17 protein-coding genes and 1 pseudogene are annotated in these 18,194 nt (G+C 63.6%); 7 read left to right on the top strand and 11 right to left on the bottom strand.

Features of this window, described 5'->3' with window-relative positions; all coding sequences use genetic code 11:
* Nucleotides 1-37: 37 nt before the first annotated feature.
* The 10 genes from FVP33_RS10430 to FVP33_RS10385 form a co-directional block, all read right to left on the bottom strand.
* Entirely contained in the window at nt 38-850 is an 813-nt protein-coding gene (locus FVP33_RS10430) for a creatininase family protein (RefSeq protein ID WP_147783587.1), read from the bottom strand.
* A 25-nt stretch (nt 851-875) separates the two neighbouring features.
* Nucleotides 876-1,337 carry a cytidine/deoxycytidylate deaminase family protein gene (locus FVP33_RS10425; RefSeq protein WP_222706686.1) on the bottom strand — a complete coding sequence of 154 codons (462 nt, stop codon included), beginning with the start codon at nt 1,335-1,337 and terminating at the stop codon, nt 876-878.
* Nucleotides 1,334-2,095, bottom strand: coding sequence for an amidohydrolase family protein (locus FVP33_RS10420; RefSeq protein ID WP_147783586.1), 762 nt, complete (start codon nt 2,093-2,095; stop codon nt 1,334-1,336). The genes FVP33_RS10425 and FVP33_RS10420 overlap by 4 nt, the downstream gene beginning before the upstream one ends.
* Nucleotides 2,092-3,141 carry an ABC transporter ATP-binding protein gene (locus tag FVP33_RS10415; RefSeq protein WP_187270676.1) on the bottom strand — a complete coding sequence of 350 codons (1,050 nt, stop codon included), beginning with the start codon at nt 3,139-3,141 and terminating at the stop codon, nt 2,092-2,094. Before FVP33_RS10415 ends, FVP33_RS10420 begins: the two co-directional genes overlap by 4 nt.
* Nucleotides 3,138-4,202 (bottom strand): ABC transporter ATP-binding protein, encoded by a 1,065-nt coding sequence (locus FVP33_RS10410; protein WP_222706685.1) that lies wholly within the window; start codon nt 4,200-4,202, stop codon nt 3,138-3,140. Before FVP33_RS10410 ends, FVP33_RS10415 begins: the two co-directional genes overlap by 4 nt.
* Nucleotides 4,186-4,884: an alpha/beta hydrolase gene (locus tag FVP33_RS10405; protein WP_147783584.1), complete on the bottom strand. Its 699-nt coding sequence runs from the start codon at nt 4,882-4,884 to the stop codon at nt 4,186-4,188. The genes FVP33_RS10410 and FVP33_RS10405 overlap by 17 nt, the downstream gene beginning before the upstream one ends.
* A 1-nt stretch (nt 4,885) precedes the next feature.
* Entirely contained in the window at nt 4,886-5,956 is a 1,071-nt protein-coding gene (locus FVP33_RS10400; protein WP_222706684.1) for an ABC transporter permease, read from the bottom strand.
* A complete protein-coding gene (locus FVP33_RS10395; protein WP_147783583.1) occupies nt 5,953-6,828 on the bottom strand; it encodes an ABC transporter permease in 876 nt (291 codons plus the stop codon). Before FVP33_RS10395 ends, FVP33_RS10400 begins: the two co-directional genes overlap by 4 nt.
* Nucleotides 6,828-8,510: an ABC transporter substrate-binding protein gene (locus FVP33_RS10390; protein ID WP_147783582.1), complete on the bottom strand. Its 1,683-nt coding sequence runs from the start codon at nt 8,508-8,510 to the stop codon at nt 6,828-6,830. Before FVP33_RS10390 ends, FVP33_RS10395 begins: the two co-directional genes overlap by 1 nt.
* A 143-nt stretch (nt 8,511-8,653) precedes the next feature.
* A complete protein-coding gene (locus FVP33_RS10385; protein WP_147783581.1) occupies nt 8,654-9,016 on the bottom strand; it encodes a cupin domain-containing protein in 363 nt (120 codons plus the stop codon).
* A 147-nt stretch (nt 9,017-9,163) separates the two neighbouring features.
* On the opposite strand from FVP33_RS10385, the gene FVP33_RS10380 reads away from it, so the two are divergent.
* The 5 genes and pseudogenes from FVP33_RS10380 (at nt 9,164) to FVP33_RS10360 (ending at nt 12,613) form a co-directional block, all read left to right on the top strand.
* A complete protein-coding gene (locus FVP33_RS10380; protein WP_147783580.1) occupies nt 9,164-10,126 on the top strand; it encodes a PDR/VanB family oxidoreductase in 963 nt (320 codons plus the stop codon).
* A gap of 4 nt (nt 10,127-10,130) precedes the next feature.
* On the top strand, nt 10,131-10,721 hold the full coding sequence (locus FVP33_RS10375; protein ID WP_147783579.1) for a hypothetical protein: 591 nt from the start codon (nt 10,131-10,133) through the stop codon (nt 10,719-10,721).
* A 48-nt stretch (nt 10,722-10,769) separates the two neighbouring features.
* Nucleotides 10,770-10,892: pseudogene (locus FVP33_RS10370) on the top strand (urease subunit gamma); the annotation flags it as partial.
* Nucleotides 10,893-11,035: 143 nt separating this feature from the next.
* Nucleotides 11,036-11,347 (top strand): hypothetical protein, encoded by a 312-nt coding sequence (locus tag FVP33_RS19800; protein ID WP_147783578.1) that lies wholly within the window; start codon nt 11,036-11,038, stop codon nt 11,345-11,347.
* Between the two features lie 48 nt (nt 11,348-11,395).
* Nucleotides 11,396-12,613: an integrase core domain-containing protein gene (locus tag FVP33_RS10360; RefSeq protein WP_147783577.1), complete on the top strand. Its 1,218-nt coding sequence runs from the start codon at nt 11,396-11,398 to the stop codon at nt 12,611-12,613.
* A 242-nt stretch (nt 12,614-12,855) separates the two neighbouring features.
* On the opposite strand, the gene FVP33_RS10355 is transcribed toward FVP33_RS10360, so the two are convergent.
* A complete protein-coding gene (locus tag FVP33_RS10355; RefSeq protein ID WP_246142287.1) occupies nt 12,856-13,776 on the bottom strand; it encodes an AraC family transcriptional regulator in 921 nt (306 codons plus the stop codon).
* A 34-nt stretch (nt 13,777-13,810) separates the two neighbouring features.
* Here FVP33_RS10355 and FVP33_RS10350 point away from each other — a divergent pair, with 34 nt between their 5' ends.
* Nucleotides 13,811-17,107 (top strand): DUF5107 domain-containing protein, encoded by a 3,297-nt coding sequence (locus FVP33_RS10350; RefSeq protein WP_187270663.1) that lies wholly within the window; start codon nt 13,811-13,813, stop codon nt 17,105-17,107.
* Nucleotides 17,108-17,180: 73 nt separating this feature from the next.
* On the top strand, nt 17,181-18,194 hold the full coding sequence (locus FVP33_RS10345; RefSeq protein WP_222706683.1) for a substrate-binding domain-containing protein: 1,014 nt from the start codon (nt 17,181-17,183) through the stop codon (nt 18,192-18,194).

Here is an 18,194-nt window from a genome sequence, read left to right as displayed (position 1 = left end):
GTGGATCGAACCGGTGACTATCGTTCGCGGTGAAGGCTCACGGACGATGGCGCGGGTCCGGGCTCGGTTCCTTGATGGCGGCCGCAATCGCCCGCGCCGTCGTCAGGACCGAGCGATCGAACTCGATCTGACCCTGTTCGGCAGACGCCTGCTCGACATCGCGGCCCCAGACTCCGGTCTCGCTCACCTGGTCCATTCGGTAGTCCCAGAAGGAATCGATGTCGAGGTGCGAAGTCACCCGGTCCATGTGTACGAGCTCGGGCTTGAGGTGAAGCAGCACGCTCGTCTCGAAGTAGTTCGCGTGCATCAAACCTCGACCGAACTGCACGTGGCCGTTGACCTCTGGCCCCGGGTACATCGTCACGTACCCGATGGCGCGCACCCGGGCATCCGGATACTTCACCCGGAGCTTCTCGGCCGACACGTCCAGCGCGCCGTTGTTCCAGATGTGACCGTTCAGCAGCACGAATTGCCTCACCCCGCTGGTGTAGAGCGAATCGATGAGGTCCTGCATCACCGCGATCATCGTCTCCGGACGGAGGGTCAGCGTTCCGGCGAAGTCGCCATGCGAGGCGGAGACGCCATAGGGGATCACTGGCACGACGGGCACTCCGGTGAGGGCGGAGACGACGAGGGCCACCGCCGTGTCGATCTCGGTGTCAACCGAGAGGGGAAGGTGGGCGCCGTGCTGCTCCGTCGCCCCGACGGGGATGATGACGGCGCGGGTCTTAGCAACCTCCTCGGCAACCTCCGTCCAGCTGAGTCGCTCCCAGAGCACCGGTCTCCCGGTGCCCCCGAGCTCGGCGGCGAGTGCCTCGACATCGAGGGCGGTGTTCGGCAATTCGGTCATTGTGTCCTCTCGGCGCCGGTGGAAGTCACCAGACGCGTTCTCTCTTTGCTGGCAGCAACTGGCGTGCCGTGACCGCCTTGACCTCGTCGCCCTCGGTGATCCACACCCGAGCGCTCGGCGAGTAGTCGGTGAGTAGTTCGCTGCAGACCCCGCACGGCTCGATTAGGTGCAGGGTGCCAGACCGCGCGCGGAGCACGCTCACCGATGCCTCGATCTGCAGGCGGGTTCCCGACGGCGCGGATCCGGCAACCGCGTTTCCCATCGCGACGCCCTCGGCGCACACAGTGCTCCTGCGGGCGGACCCATCGACATGGACGCCGACATAGGTCGAGCCGTCGCTGGTTCTCATTGCCGCAGCGACCTCGTGCCGGCCCGGCTCGTAGACCCGGACCAGCAACTCGGTCGCGAGGGCGAGGAGTTCCGCATCCGACTCGCTCATCCCCTCCGGTGTGCCGGTGAGCAGCGGCCTCGTCGACGGAGGCATCATGTCCAGCCGAGGATGCGAGCCATGTTCCCGCCTTCGACCAGAGCGCGATCGGCCTCGTCAGGAATCGCCTTCGCAATCTTCATCCGCTCGAGGTCGAAGTCGGACCCTGGCCACTCTGAGCCGAACAGGATCTTCTCCGGGCCGACCCGCGCGTACGCACGGCGCACGTCCGCGATGAGGGTGGCCGACGTCTCCAGGTAGATGTGGGGCTGGCGCTCCGACACGATGATCGCCTCCGGCACGTTCCAGACTGCTCCCATGTGGGCGATGATCGTCGGCACGTCCGGGTGTCCCTTCGCGATCTCCTCGATCGAGAACGGCGCGCAGAACGCGTCGTCGAGCGCGTTAATCAGAACGGGAAGGTTGAATTTCGCGCAGGCCCGGAAGACGGGGTCGAGGAGTCCGTGATCGGCGACGTGATAGCCGTGCATGCTCGGGTGAAGCTTGAGTCCGCTGATTCCGGCCTCCGCCATGCGCTCGATCTCGTAGAGAGCGTCGTCATCCTGTGGCCGAACCTGACCGAAGCCGAAGAGCCGGTCAGGATGACTATCGACGAGGTCGATGATGAAGTCGTTCTCGATGCGCTGCGCGAGCGAACAAACCATCGCCTTGTCGACTCCTGCCGCATCCATGCGGGACAGAATGCGCTGAGGGTCGAACGGAACGTAGGGTGGCGGCTCTTCACCCGGCTTGCTGCCGGTGAGGTAGTCGGAGCGTCCGCGGACGTCCTGGGTGGTGTTGTACGCGTCGATGATCACGCGATCTCCTTTGTTGGTGAACTGATGGCTGTGTGCTCGATCGGGTCCTCGTCGCGATCGACGGCGGCAACCGCCCGGCCGTCCGGATCCGACGCCGGAAAGTGGCAACGCACCATCCGTCCCTCGGTGATCTCGCGAAGGGCTGGTGTCTCGGTGAGGCAGAGGTCGGTCGCGTATGCGCAGCGGGTGTTGAAGCGGCAGCCGGCCGGTGGCGCGGCGGGGTTCGGCAATTCGCCGCGCAGCACGATCCGCTCGCGGACCACCTCGGACGGGTCGCCGCGCAACGCGGGAACCGCCGAGAGCAGCGCCTCGCTGTATGGATGCTCCGGGCCGGCGAAGAAATCGTCGCGGTCGGCGATCTCGACGATCTGGCCCAGGTACATCACTGCGACGCGCGTGGCGACATGACGCACGACACCGAGGTCGTGCGAGATGAAGACCATCGTGAGGTTCTCCTGGCGGGTGAGGTCGCCGAGGAGGTTGATCACCTGCGCCTGTACGGACACATCGAGCGCCGAGACCGGTTCATCCGCCACGATGAACCGTGGCGACGACGCCAGGGCGCGGGCGATGCCGATGCGCTGACGCTGGCCGCCCGAGAATTCGTGTGGCCGACGATCGGCCATCGACGCGCTCAATCCGACCCGTTCCAGCAACTCTCGAGCGCGACGCAGAGCGTCGGCGACCGACACTCCCCTTGTCTGCCTGAGCGGTTCGGCGATGATCGCTCCGATGCTCCGACGAGGGTTGAGGGAGCCCATCGGATCCTGGAAGACCATTTGCATGTCGGCTCGGGCGAGTCGGAGCCCGGCTCGCGAGAGCCTCGAGATATCGGTACCGGCGAACGTGATCGTTCCGGCGCTCGCCGGTTCGAGACGCAGCAGCGCTCGCCCCAGCGTCGACTTTCCGCACCCGGACTCCCCGACGAGAGCGAGAGTCTCGCCCTCCGCGACCTCGAGGTCTACCTCGCAGACGGCGGTGACGGATCCGCCGTAGGTCACGGAGAGGCCGGAGGCGCTGAGCAGAGGAGGTCGCCGGGTGTTCACAGGGTGCTCCGGCTCTCGTCGGGGACTGGGATGGTCAGCTCGCCGAGCCAGCACGCATCCTGGTGTCCAGAATCGGAAGGATCGTGGGACGCGAGTATCGGGGTGGTCGCGCACTCCCGAAGGACGAACGCGCATCGGGGGGCGAAAGAGCAGCCATCCGGCCGTTCTGCGCCCATCGGAGGGCTCCCCGGGATGGTCGGGAGGCTGGCCGGGATCGGGCCGGTGACTCCTGGGGTCGAGGCCAGGAGCCCCCGGGTGTACGGATGCTTGGGCGCGTAGAGCACCTGCTCCGTTGTTCCGATCTCGACGATTCGACCCGAATACATCACCGCGACGCGGTCGGCGATGTCGGCCACCACGCCGAGGTCGTGGGTGACGATGACCACGGCAGTGCCGAGTTCGCGCTGAAGCGACTTGAGCAGGTCGAGGATCTGGGCCTGAATGGTGACGTCGAGGGCCGTCGTCGGTTCGTCCGCGATGAGCACCGTCGGGTCGTTCGCGAGCGCGATTGCCGTCATCGCCCGCTGGCGCATTCCGCCCGAAAACTGGTGCGGGTAGGCCTCCGCGTTGTGTCTCGGGTTCGAGATGCCGACGTCGCCAAGCATTTGGACGGCCATGTCCTTCGCGCGTCGCCCGGAAACCTTCTGGTGCAGCGTGATCATCTCGGCGACCTGCTTGCCGATCCGGTGCAACGGGTTGAGGGCCGCAAGGGCATCCTGGAAGACGACGGCGATGTGCTTGCCCCGCACCGATCGCAGTTGTCGTTCCGAGGCGGAGATGAGTTCGATCCCTCGAAAATGGGCCGTGCCACTGATCATCGTGCGCGGGCCGCGGTTGAGGCCGACGAGGCTCATCGACATCGCCGACTTTCCGGAGCCGGACTCGCCGACGATGGCGAGGACCTCACCCGCATACAGGTCGAGATCGACTCCGTCGACGGCCGGAACGACTCCGGATCGGGTGCGGAATCCGACGCGGAGGTCGCGGACGCTCAGTATCGGTTCGCGAGCGGCGGAGCTGCCGTCCGCGCCTGAGCTGCTCTGCTCAGGACTGGTCGCCATCGGCTTCGCTCGCCTTCAACGCCACCTCGATGAGATCGGCGACCTCGTCGGGCCGCACTCGGGGGGTGAAGTGGCTGGTCTCGATCTCGCTCGTGATCGCACCGGCTCGCTTGGCCATGTCGCGCTGGGTGTCGGTGCGGAGGGTTCCGTCGCGCGTGGCGACGAGATACCAGGTGGGCTTGACCTTCCACGCCGGCGTGCCCGATTTCTGGCTGAAGATCGCATTCGACGACTTGCCCGTCTCGGCGATGAGCGAGGCCTGGTGGTGCGGCGGCACGTCCCAGCCGATCTCCTCCCAGAAACGCCCGCCACGGTCAGTGAACCACTCCCCATTCTCGCCGCGGCGCATATAGGCGGAGACCGGCGCCGGGTCGTAGCGCCCGACGATGTCGCTGACGCTCTCACCCTCCTCGGGGGCGAACGCCGCGACGTAGACGAGCCCGCGAACTGTCGGGCGGTGCCCGACATTGGTGATGACTGCGCCGCCATACGAGTGACCAACGAGGAGCACGTCATCGTCGATGGCGTCCACGACGGCGGCGGTGTTCGCCACATCCTCCTCCAGCGAGTGCAGGGAGTTGGTCACGAGGGTGTACTCGAGGCCGCGGGCGTCGAGCACCGGAGTGACAGCACTCCACGTCGACGGGGTTCCGCCAGATCCATGAACGAGAACGATGTGCATCTCAGGCCTTTCGAAGTCGGGGATCGAGAACGTAGTAGAGGATGTCGACTACGACGTTGGTGAGGATGAAGAGCAGCGCGACGGCGAACACCGCACCCTGCACAAGCAGGTAGTCGTGCTGGTTCACGGCACTGACGAGCAGGTTGCCGACGCCGGGATACGAGAACACCGTCTCGGTGATGACCGAGCCACCCAGGAGCGAACCGAACTGCAGCCCGAGCACCGTGACGACAGGCAACGAGGAGTTGCGCAGAACGTGGCCGCTCATGATGTGCCACTCGTCGAGACCTTTCATGCGCGCGGTGCGGATGAAGTCGTCCCCGAGCACCTCCAGAACTGAGGCCCGCACCATCCGGGTGATGAATCCCGCCATCGAAATCGCGAGCGTCAGAGCCGGAAGGATGAGGTGTTCGATCCACGGCAGCACGAGATCCGGCCGGTTCTGCAGGATCGCGTCGAGAAGGACGAAGTTCGTGGTGGGCTGGTAGCCGAGCGAGGTGGGAAGCCTTCCGAGCACCGGCAGCCACCCGAGCTGTACCGAGAACACGATGATGCCGAGCACGCCGAGGGCGAACCAGGGGAGCGAGAAGCTCACCGTCGCGAAGGCCAGGATGATCGAGTCGAGCGCCTTGCCGCGACGCATCGCGGCGACGACTCCCGTGACGACCCCGAGGATCACCGCGATGATCATCGCGGTGAAGACCAACTCGATCGTGGCCGGAAGGGTATTCTTCAGGAGCGAAACGACACTGTTGCTGCCGAAGAACGAGTATCCGAGGTCGAGGCGCGATACCGCCAGCAGGTAGGTGCCGAACTGTTCGAGCAAGGGCCGATCCAGGCCGAGGGTCTTGGTGAGGGCGTCGATGTTTTCCTGAATCTGCTTGCTCGATAGCCCCTCAGTGCCGGCGACCCCGAGTGTCGTGGCCGGTGAGCCCGGGATCAGGCGCATCGCGAAGAAGACGATGGTCACCACGGCGAAGAGTACGAGGGGTACCAGCAGAAGTCGACGCACGATGAGCATGCCGAGGGTTCGGCTGCGCAACGGTCGGCTGAGTCTCATGACGAGGGTCACAGGTCTCTCCTCAGGTCGAAGCGGTCCCGCAGGTCGTCGCCGACGAAGTTGCACGCGACGACGAAGAGCAGGGTGCACGTCGCGGGGAGGATGATCAGCGACGGCTGCGAGTAGATGAATTGTTGTGCGGCCTGCACCATGTATCCCCAGTCGGGCTGCGGCGGTTGGATGCCCAGGCCGATGTAACTCATACCTGCCGAGAAGCCGGCCGCGACGGAGATCGTCGTCATCACCTGCACCAGCAGGGGGCCCGTGAGGTTGGGAAGGATCTCGACGAGCATGATTCGGGGCGCCCGAGTGCCGGCGAGGGTCGCGGAGGTCACATAGTCCCGCGCCATCTCGCGCGCGCAGAGGGCTCGCACCAGACGTGCGAAACTCGGCGCCATCGCGACGGTGATGCCGGTGACGAGAGGGAAGGGCCCCGCTCCGGTGACCGAGACGAGCAGGATGATCAGCAGGAGCGAGGGGAAGGCGAGCACCAGGTCGGTGGTGCGCATCAGCAGCTGGTCGATCCACCCTCCCGAATAGCCGGCAATGAGACCGATTGTCGTTCCGATCAGTGCGGCGAACAGCGTCGACAGGAGCGCGATACCGATCAGAGGCCGCGCGCCATGCACGAGTCTGGAGAGCTCGTCACGTCCGAGGTTGTCGGTGCCAAGCGGATGCCCGGGCGATCCGATGGGGAGCAGCGCGCCGGGGGTCTGACGGAGGGGGTCGGTGGCGATGAACAGCGGGCCGAATACCGCCAGGAGCAGGAACGCGATCACGATGATCCACGCCGCGAACCCGACCCACGACACGGCTCCGAACCGCCTCGCTGCGAGCGAGCGCAGCGAGAGCGGAACGGAGTCGGACGGCTGGGTGACTCGCATCAGTTGACGGTCGCCATCTCCATGAAACATCGGTGTGCGCTGAGAGCCGCCACATTGATGCCCTTGACCTTCGAGGACGACACCACGGGGTTGGTGAAGTTGCCGAGCATGGCAACCACCATGACCTCGTCGGCGAACTTCTGTTGAATCTTCGTGTACTGGGCCGTTCGGTCGGGTCCGTCCTTCGTGTTGCGGGCGGTGGCGAGGGCGGTCGCGAAGAACGCCGCCTGATCCGCCGGGTAGGTGGTTCCCCATCCGGAAAGGAAGTTTCCGTAGACGCTCGTCGGGCTCGCAAGCGACCCGATCATGTTGTCGGGGTCGGGAACGTAGGAGTTGCGTTCCCAGATCATCAGTTCGTGGCTCGCGTCTGCCGGGTTGAACAACCGCCCGGCGTAGGACGCAGGCGACACGCTCTCCGAGACGACGACGAGCCCGATGTCGGTGAGATTCTGCGCGATGATCTGTGCCGCGGTCACGTGCCAACTGTCGCTCGCCGAGATGAGCTTGACAGTGCGGCCGACCGCGCCCACCTTCGCGAGGAGCGCCTTGGCCTTCGCCACGTTCTGAACGGAGATCGCGGCGAGACTGTCGTCGTACCCGGCCTGGGACGGAGGGATGCAATAGCCCTTGGGGACGGCGCCGGCACCGTAGAACGCCTTGTTGAGGATCGCCTTCCGGTCGATCGCGAGGTTGATCGCCTGGCGCACCTCGAGCTCCTTGAGGGACTCTTTTCGAGTGTCCATCATGAGGATCGCGTCTGCTCCGTCCGGTGTCTTGTAGACCGTGACGGCCTTGTTCGCCTTCAGCTGCGCCACTGAGGAGAACGGCGTGAACTGGGTCGCCGAGATGTCTCCGCTGATGAGCGAGCTGATGATCGTGGACTGGTCCTGCACCTGCTGCATTACGAGTCGGTCGATCTTCGGGCGACCAGCCCAATAGCCGGGGAAGGCGGCGAGCACGGCCTGCTGGCCGGCCGTTGCGGAAACAAAGGAAAACGGACCGCTGCCGACGAGGTGCTTGCCGATGTCGGCGCCGTACTTCTCGATGGCCGCGGCGGAGATGATGCGGCCGCCGACGTCGGAGAGTCGAGCCGGGAGCCGCATGTCCTTGTTCTTGAGCACCATGGTGAAGGTGTTGGCATCCGTGGCCGTCATGCTCGCGACGTTGAGTCCGACACTTGCGATCTGGCGGGATGCCCCCTTCGGGAGCGTCACGTCCTTCGGGTCGAACTGGCGCTGGTAGGAACGGAGCACGTCTGCGGAGGAGAAGATCGTGCCGTCGTGCATCTTGACATTCTTGCGCAGGGAGAAGACGTAGGTGAGACCATCGTCGCTGATGGTCCACCCGGTGGCGAGGTCCGGTTTGGGCTCATTGCTGTCGAAGGTGATCTTCGTGAGCCCGCGGCAGACGCTGTCGACGACCATCCAGTCGCCGAGACTCGAGTAGAACGCCGGGTCGAAGACTCCGGCGGTTGCGTCGACGCCGAGCGTCAAGGTTCCGCCCTTCGCGCCTGCAACGGCGGTGCTCCCCGTCGAGCTGGAGACTCCGCAGGCGGAGAGGAATGCGAGGACTCCAGCGCCAAGCCCCAAGGCTCCCGCGGTCTGGATCACGGTGCGGCGCGACAGCCCACCTTCTGCTGGTGGTGTCAGTTGGGATACGGGATCGAACTTCTCCTGGGGCATTGCCATCTCCATTGGGTCACGGAACATGAATGTAATTGGATACAATATCTTCAAAAAGTGATACACGACAAGCTATCTGGGCTTAAGTTTCTGGCGTGTAACAGCGCGGTTACGTTTCTGACCGCGCTGGCCTCGCGTTCCGGCTACGGTTTGTAGACGACGAAGAACTTGCGCAGGGTTTCGTGTACCTCCCAGACGCCGGTCCAGCCGATCGGGAAGTACGCGGTGGTTCCGGGAGTGATTTCCACCGGTTCTCCGCCGTCGCGGTGCACCGTCATTCGACCCGACACGACATGGATGAGTTCGCCGCGCGATTCGAATTCCCAGCGCGAGCGTCCAGGGTCGCTTTCCCAGACTCCGGACACGATCCGCCGGTCCTCCGTCGCAAAATACACTCGACTGCGAATGAGGATGTCGCCGTCGAGCGGTTCGGCGCTCGGGGGTGTCAGGAGTTTCTCGGTGAGGTCCGCCGCAGCGACCTCCGCTGGCTTGACGATGGTGGTCATGGTGTTCCCTCTGTCTCGGATCCGGCTTGTGTGGACCACACCCGGTGAAAGGCATCCTACGGTGTGGATCCTAGATTTATGTTCTAGGATCCAATCAGTCGATCCGTCGGGGATCGGCGACCAGACAAATCGAATGAAGGGGCGAGAATGGCTGCACCTCCCTCCCTGAAGTCAGCCGAGGTTCTCGTGCGCTCTGTCACCTGGCAAGCCGACGATGTGGTGTCCCTCGCGCTTGAGCCGCTAGCAGGCCAGGAGCTTCCCTCTTGGGAGCCCGGCGCCCATATCGACGTGCATCTCGACGACGGCACGAGTCGGCAATACTCCCTCAATGGTTCGGCGGGCAACGGCTACCGCATTTCCGTCTTGCGGGAACCGGCCGGGCGCGGCGGAAGCGAGTATCTTCACACGGGCGTGCGACCGGGGGCAAGGCTCACCATCTCGGGCCCGCGCAATCACTTCCGACTTGAGTCGGCGCCGAGCTACGTGTTCGTGGCCGGGGGAATCGGGATCACCCCGATGCTCCCGATGCTCGACGCCGCAGAACGCGCGGGAATTCCGTGGCATCTCTACTATTTCGGCCGACGGCGCTCGTCGCTCGCTTTCCTCGAGGAACTCGAAGCCCTTGGCTCCGCCGTCACCGTCATCACGAAGGACGACGCAGCGCCACTCACCGTGGACGATGCACTCAACGCCCATCCCTCGGACTCTCTCGTCTATGTCTGCGGACCTCCGCGGCTCTCCGAAGACTGCGCAAGGGTGCTGCGACTCGAGGACCGCACTGATCGGTTGAGATTCGAGCTGTTCGCGGCCCCGGTGTCACCCGACGATCGGCCCGAGGACGACGGCTCCTTCACAGTACATCTTGCCGAGTCCGGTCTGGACCTTGTGGTTCCCGCGGGAGTGTCAATCCTCGACACGGTGCTTGAAGCCGGGATCGACGTGATGCATGACTGCGCTGAGGGCATCTGCGGAAGCTGCGAGACCGCAGTCCTCTCGGGCACCGTCGACCACCGCGACTTCGTGCTCACCGACCGAGAGAAGGAGGAGAGCGGCTGCATGATGATCTGCGTCTCTCGCTCGACCTGCCCCATTCTCGTGCTGGGGCTCTGATCGGGTGAACCCGGCGCTTCAACTGGTCACTCTCGGCGCCGGCACCGGCGCGGTAGTGACCGGGCTCGTGCGGTTCATCTCGGCAGGCAGCCGCGCGGTCGTTCGACTCGGCTGCGACGCTCTGATGCTGGTCGCGATGCTCGACCTTGCCATCGGGGGACGGCTGATTCCTGCCGTCGGCTGGGCGACTCTACTCGGGCTCGCCGGAGTTGCCTCGGCCTTCGTCTCCGCCCGGATGTCCCGTTCGACGGGAGTCCTGTCGGGCCACTCGCCCTCCATCCATGCGGTCGGGATGATCGTGATGGCCGCTCTCGTCATGTGTGGCCACTCGGCGTCTGGCGCACCCGTGACGGTCCCGGGCGATCAGAGCATGGGGATGGGTGCTTCGGGCACTGGTTCCCTCAACAACTTCCTGCTGCTTGGAGTGGTGGTGTTCCTCGCCCTGTCGACTCGGCTGATGGTTTTGAGCGCCCGAGGCCGAGCTGCTGCGACGCAGGCCGAAGGGATTTCGCCCGCCCCCGCGCCGGTCGACCTCGTCGACCATGCCCTCATGGCGGCGGCCATCAGCGCGATGACTGCCGGGATGTTCGTATGACCTGTGGGGCGGGCGTCACGCGCGAATCTCGACCTGACGATCCAATAGCTGGGAGTTCATGACGCATCTGACACGTCGGGAGACACCGAGAAACTGTTGTTGTCCGGCGCGGGCATGGTCGCGCGGGACCGCCTGGCGCGCGGGGTGCTGCTGATCTACCCGGAGACGGTGACACGCTGCACTGGCCACCGGTTGCGGGACTCGTATTCGCGGTGATCGGCGGCGGGTTCTCGCCCTGGTGCTCAGCTTGTTGCCCTTCATCTCGAGAGTCATTACATAGCGATGGCGACCATCGCCGTCGTACTCGGGCTCGCGTGGCCGTGCTCAACCTTCCGGCGGCGACGGGAGGCGTCACGAGTCTGCCCGTCTTTGGACAGCTCTCGCCGCTCTCCATCATGGGCGCGGATCTCTACGGGTACATCGACGCTGACACGTTCTTCATGGATCTCGCCTTCGTGTGCCTTGTCTTCGATCACAAAGGCGCCCTCGCCGGAGGCCCCCCGGCGAACGCCTCAAACAGAAAGCCCAAGACCCCCTGTCCAAGGCCTCCATCAGTTGCACAAATGAGTCGGCCTGATGTTATGTCTCAGGACATCCCTGACACTTCTGTATCAATAGATCTCTGACACTTTCGTGGTGTTTGGTCCTGACACTTCTGCCTCGATGTTTGAGGGATGAGCCGTGTTGAACCTGTTGATCCTCGTGTCCGTCTCGCCATCGTTCAGTGGCCTTCTGATGCCCCGCGGGGAGCGGTGTCGACGTTCTGTGCCGAGCACGGGATCTCCAGGGAGACGTTCTATGCGATCCGAAAACGGGCTGCAACGGATGGGCCGGCAGCAGCGTTGGAGCCGCGCTCCAGACGCCCGAAAGACAGCCCGTCGAAGCTGACGGAAGAGATCGCCCGGCAGGCGATCGGGGTGCGGGCGGCGTTGGAGCAGTCGGGGTTGGACCATGGGCCGATCAGCGTCCACGAGAAGATGCGCGCCCTCGGGATGACCCCAGTGCCATCGACGGCGTCGCTGGCCAGGATCTTCCGCGATGCCGGGGTCGCCCGGGTGGAGCCGAAGAAGAAGCCGCGAGCCTCATATCGCCGGTTCGTCTATCCGGCGCCGAATGCGTGCTGGCAGTTGGATGGGACTGAATACGTCCTCACCGGTGGACGCAAATGCGTGATCTTCCAACTCATCGATGATCACTCTCGCCTCGCGGTCGCCTCTCATGTTGCCTGGGGCGAGACCTCCGAGGGCGCGATCGCGGTCGTCCGCAAGGGCATCGAGGCGCACGGGGTTCCGCAGCGGCTACTGTCCGATAACGGGGCCGCGCTGAACCCATCCCGACGCGGCGTGCTGGGGCAGCTCGTCGCCTACGTCGCCTCGCTCGGGGTGGAGCCGATCACCGGCAAACCATATAAACCGACCACGCAGGGCAAGAACGAACGCTTCCACCAGACCCTGTTCCGATGGCTCGACAAACAACCTCTCGCCGACAGTCTCGAGCAGCTGCAGGAGCAGGTGGACGACTTCGATGCCATCTACAACACCCAAAGGCCGCATCAGGGCCTTCCCGGCAGAGTCACCCCGCAGCAGGCTTGGGATGCGACACCGAAGACCGACGCGCCCCGGCCCGTCACCCCGCACACGCCACCGCAGGCACGCGCGGAAGAGATCCGGGTGAAGAAGGTTGGCAACACCGGCGCCGTTGAGTTCCGCGGCATCCGCTTCGGCATTGGCCGCGCCCTGGCTGATCACCGGGTCTGTGTCATGGACGCCGGGCCCTCGGTCATGATCTTTGACCTCAGTGGCACCCTGATCATCGAGCACCCCTGGCCAAAGCCCGGCATCAAGTACGTCAGCAACGGCCGAACCCGCGGACCACTGCCCAAGACCCAGTGAGCGTCAGGAATGTCCTGATACATCAACTGTCAGAGATGTCCTGATGCAGATTCGTCAGAGATGTCTTGATACATCACAAATGAGTCGGCCTGAGTCGGTCGCTGGTCTACTCACATCCTGCCCACATCTCATCCGCATCACTGCAGTTCTGCTTGTCGACGCTGGCCGAAAAACGCCGGAAATCCGGGGTATTTTGGACATTGTGAGACGTTGTCCGCCATCCGTTGTCACACTCGCAAAACTCAGCCTTTGTGAAGGGCGCGATAGCGCAGTGGGGTAGTACCGTGCACCGATCGAAATTGGCGTGAGAAATAGAATGGGTCCTCATAGCCGACCTGTGGAGCGATTTGGCTAATCGGGTCTTCGGTCGTGTCCAGCAGTTCGCGCGCTCGTGCCATGCGCAATTGCGTCTGGTATTGAAGCACCGGATAGCCGATCTGTTGGCGGAACAGGAACGCGAAATGGGAGGGGCTGACACTCGCCATGGCGGCGAGGTCAGAAACGGACACTCGCTCCTGCAAGTGGTTGCGGAGGTAATCGCGTGCCTTGGAGACGACCGAGCTCCGAGTGCTGGATGAGGGTCGATCTGCCGACAGCGACGCCAGTAGATGCCAAGCGGCGCCCGCAGCACCGACCAGGCTTGCTGATGTGGAGTCCCGTTCCATCCAATTGACTACCTCCTCAACCAGGGCGACGGAACGATAGATGTCGGCGACGTCTTGAACTGGAGTCGAAGTCGTCCCCGCTGCCGCCACCAGCTCACTCACGTCACCACCAGCTGCATGCAGCCACCACAGTGTCCACGGATCGTCCGGGTCAGCCCCATAGGCATGAGCGGTTCTCGGGGGTATCACGACCACTTGCCCCTGTTTGACGACGTGACGCACCCCGTCCACCAGGCACCATCCTTCACCGCGCGCACAGATCATGATTATGGCCTGATCGATTCCGATCTTCCGTTGACGTTCATGGGCCTGAGCCTGCGGGAAGTAGCCCGCATCGGTGACTAGAAGACGTGCAGTGATGGGCTCGCGAAGTGCCTCCAGTACGCGGGGCCGGGGGAGGACATGCAGCCGCTGCCCGGGGAATCCTTCAGCAATCGCCATGCCAACAGTTTCGGCGGCGATCATCGTTTTGTCCAGTTTCTCCAACCGTTTTTCCATGTTCTCAACGCGCGGAGCTTCCTATCGTTGGACCATGCTCAACGCCGAGTCGCGCACCGGATCGCGAATCACCCTCCCCCAGGTACCTACGGAATACAGTTCGGCCCTGGTGGCAGCATGGTCAGAACCGGTCACCATCGACAGCTACCTGCCGGATGCGCCAAGCGCCTACCCCGCGTTTCTCGATTCCCGCGTCTACCAGGGTTCGTCGGGGCGGGTGTACCCGCTTCCCTTCCACGAGCGGATTTCGTCGACTGCTAAGCCGTACGAATGGCAGGCCATTCACCTTGAAAACAAATGGCTTCGGCTGGTGATCTTGCCCGAACTCGGCGGCCGGATTCACATTGCCTACGACAAGGTCGCCGAGTACGACATCTTCTATCGCAACAACGTCATCAAACCGGCGCTGGTGGGGCTCGCGGGGCCTTGGATCTCTGGCGGCGTCGAGTTCAACTGGCCACAACATCACCGCCCGGGAACCTTCCTTCCTACCGATGTTGAGATCGAGCGGGAGTCGGACGGCGCGATTACTGTCTGGTGTTCGGACCATGATCCATTCGCCCGGATGAAGGGAATGCACGGTATCCGGCTGCGTCCGGACAGCTCAGTAATCGAGGCGCGAGTTCGACTCTTCAACCGATCCGAGGTCACCCAAACGTTCCTGTGGTGGGCGAACGTCGCGGCCGCAGTAGGGGACGAATATCAGTCCTTTTTCCCAACTGACGTCACCCACGTCGCCGATCACGCCAAGCGCGCAATCACCTCCTTCCCCCGAGTGGCAGACAAGTATTACGGGATCGACTATCCGGCGAACGTCGACGCGGACCACCCCGATGCCGATCGGTTGGACTGGTACAAGAACATCCCAGTCCCCACCTCCTACATGGTGATGTCGACTGAAGACGAGTTCTTCGGCGGATACGATCACGGACGCAAAGCCGGCTTCGTGCACTGGGCAAGCCGGGATATTTCTCCGGGTAAGAAGCAATGGACCTGGGGGAATGCAGAATTCGGGTGGGCATGGGGCGCCAATCTCACTGACGACGACGGGCCCTACGTCGAGCTGATGGCAGGGGTTTATACCGACAATCAACCTGACTTCTCCTTCCTCTCACCAGGCGAGACCAAGGTATTTAGCCAGTATTGGTATCCAATCCAAGGCATCGGCCCAGCTCATCAGGCGACACGGCTTGCAGCTGCTTCCGTTAGAGATGCTGCGGAGAATCTCCACATCGGCGTCTCGGTTACGCAGGAATTCAGCGCAGCAAGCATCGTCCTGACCGCCGCCAATGGGGCCGAACTCTTCCGCACCGAGGTTGCCCTCGCCCCGGGTCAGCCCTTCCTTCACTCGCTCCCCTACGCGGCGAACACTCGAGTGACCGACCTAACACTGACGGTGACAGCAGGGGAAGAAGAGCTTGTCGCAATTCGCCCCAAGAACACGACCGAGAAGTCACCGATCCACCCGGCGACCGAACCTCCGGCACCCCAGGACGTTGCGTCCGTCGAGGAGCTCTTCTACATCGGCCAGTACCTGGAGCAATATCGCCACGCAACACGCTCGCCGGAGCCCTACTGGACCGAAGCACTCCGTCGCGAACCTGGCGACCTGCGCAGCAACATCGCCCTCGCAGCTCGACGGTACGCAGCGGCTGACTTCGAAACGTCCGCCGCACATCTGCGGTCAGCATTGGCCCGACAAGAAGCATGGGTCCCGAACCCCGCCGATGGCGAAGCGCACTATCGGCTCGGACTCGCCCTAACCCGCCTCGGTCTCGATCACGAGGCCGAGCGACACTTTGCCAAGGCCGCATGGAACTCCGGCTGGAGCGCGCCCGCCCAATTCGCTCTGGGTAAACTTCACGCCCGCGCCCGGGCATTTGAGGCCGCCGCCCAGGCTCTCGGCAAGGCTATCCAGTCTGATCCAGAACATCTTCAGGCAACGGATCTCCTCGCCCGGGTGCTGCGAGAGCTCCGACGTGATGAGGAGGCGACCGCACTCATTGATTCGACGCTGCAACGTGATCCGCTCGACCAGTGGGCGCGCCACCTGGATGGCCGCACCGTCACCAAGGATGCCCCAACGCTGCTTGATGTAGCTCTCGAATACGCCAGCGCAGGTTTCAACAGCGACGCCTTGGAGGTACTCGACCTGGCCGACGCGCACCTCGACTCGACCGCGCTCGGTCAGGTTAACGTGGGACCGCTCATCTCCTATCACCGCGCCGAGTTGCTTAATCGCGAGGGCCGACACGCGGAGGCAGCCGGCGCACTTGATCGCGCACGCACCATCGATGCCGGATTCTGTTTTCCCTCTCGCCTGGATGACGTTGCAACTCTTCGATCCGCCATCGAATCCGCCCCGAACGATTCCCGCGCCGCCGCGCTCCTCGGCCATTGGTATTACGACCGGGATCGTAGGACAGACGCCATCGCTCTCTGGGAAACTGCCCTTCGTTACGGCGCGGACTCGGAAACGACGGCGATCGTCAATCGCAATCTCGGCATCGCTGCCTACAACGTGTCGCATGACAAGGAGCGTGCTCGCGCACACTACGAAGCTGCCTTGGCGGCCGCGCCGGACGACGCGAAGCTCTGGCAGGAATTCGACGAGCTGCTCGCCAGAGCTGGCGAAAATACGGCCAGTCGCCTGGCCCGGCTCGCGTCCCGACCGGACATCATTGCCCGGCGGGACGACCTCACAGTGACATACTCCCGATTGCTTACTGAAGAAGGCCGAGCGGGAGACGCACTCGAAGTCCTCACCAGTCGCCATTTTCAGCCATGGGAGGGAGGCGAAGGTGAAGTAATCCTCGCCTGGGACCAGGCGGCCCTAGCGCTGGCACGAGAAGCCCTGGGTGCGACAGACTCGAACCGGGCAATCGAACTCCTTCACCATGCCCTCGTATTGCCGAACAACCTGGGTGAGGCACGTCATCCCCTGGCGAACAACGCAGAACTGCACCTTGCGCTCGGCGATGCACTCTTCACTGCTGGCCGTCTGGCCGAGGCAACCGAGTCGTGGAGGTCCGCAGCCGAATCCGAAGGTGATTTCAGCTCAATGGCCACCCAGGCCTACAGCCGACAAACCGTATTCAGCATCTTGGCCCTCAGGCGCCTTTCGGATAAACCCCGCGCCGATCGGTTGACCGAAGCATTCCGAGAGCACATCAACGATCTTGCGAGTACTCCCGCCCGGATCGACTTCTTCGCCACCTCTCTACCCACGATGCTTCTCTTCACCGATGACCCGCAGACGGCACGCAATGATGAAGTTGCCGCTCTCCGGGGAATGCTCCGTCGACTGGTGCACCAGCCGACGACGATTTGACGGCTCTCCCCGCCGTCGAGGCCGACCGGCAGTGACGCCGCCCGGCTCCACCCAGAGAAAGGCAAGCACCAACATGAATCACAGGAAGAAGCACGGGTTTCGGTTTCGCGGCCTGCTGGCGATGGCCGCAGTGGTGGCAGTAGCCCTTGTCGGTTGCAGTTCAACACCATCCACCGGAACCTCGACCGGAAGTCAGAAGCAGATCCGCATCGGCGCCATCTACTTGGACTCGCAGGGCTACTACGGCGGCGTGAAAGCCGGCGTGCAGGGGGCAGCGAAAGCGAGCGGCATGAACGTGAAGTTCATCGAGACGAACCCCGGCGGTGACGTATCGAAAGAGAGCGACTTCATGAACACGCTCGTCTCCTCGGGCGTAGACGCGATCATCATCTCCGCAGCATCCGCCGACAGCAGTGTTGCGGCGATCAAGCAAGCCTTTAACGCCGGCATCCCCGTCATCTGCTACAACACCTGCGTGAACGATGCGGCGACCAAGAAGTACGTGAGCGCCTACGTGATCGGCGACCCGCTCAAGTTCGGCCAGCAACTCGGGGAGGCAGCCGTCAAGGAGTTCACTGCGGCCAAGATCGACGCCCCGAAGATGGGCGTGTTGAACTGTGAGCAATATGAGGTCTGCAAGCTTCGCTTTCAGGGCTTCAAGGACGCAATGATGAAGGGACTACCCGGCACCGAATTCGTAGCCAATCAGGAAGGAGCCGAAGTCGACAAGGCAGTGCCCGTTGCGGAACAGATGCTTACGGCAAACCCCGACATCAACGGACTCTACGGTGAAGCCGGCGGTGCAACGATCGGTGCGTATAAAGCTGTCGGCACGGCGAACAAGGTCGGCAAGATCTTCGTATTCGGATCCGACATGACAACCGAAATCGCAACCGAGCTGAACAAGGGCGACGTCCTCAAGTCAGTAGTTGACATTTCCGGACTCGGCGTCGGCAAGCTGGCCTGGGCCGCAGTGGAGAAATCACTCAAAGGCACCAAGTCGGCAACCGTACAGGCTCCGATCACCCTCTACTCTCCCGCAGAGGCGGCCAACTGGCTTACAACCCACGCCGATGGTCTCCCCTAA

This window comes from Lacisediminihabitans profunda (assembly GCF_008040105.1).
In the GTDB taxonomy this organism is placed as follows: Bacteria; Actinomycetota; Actinomycetes; order Actinomycetales; family Microbacteriaceae; genus Lacisediminihabitans; species Lacisediminihabitans profunda.
Note: the sequence above shows the minus strand (reverse complement) of the source record. Positions and strands in the feature narration are given on the sequence as shown.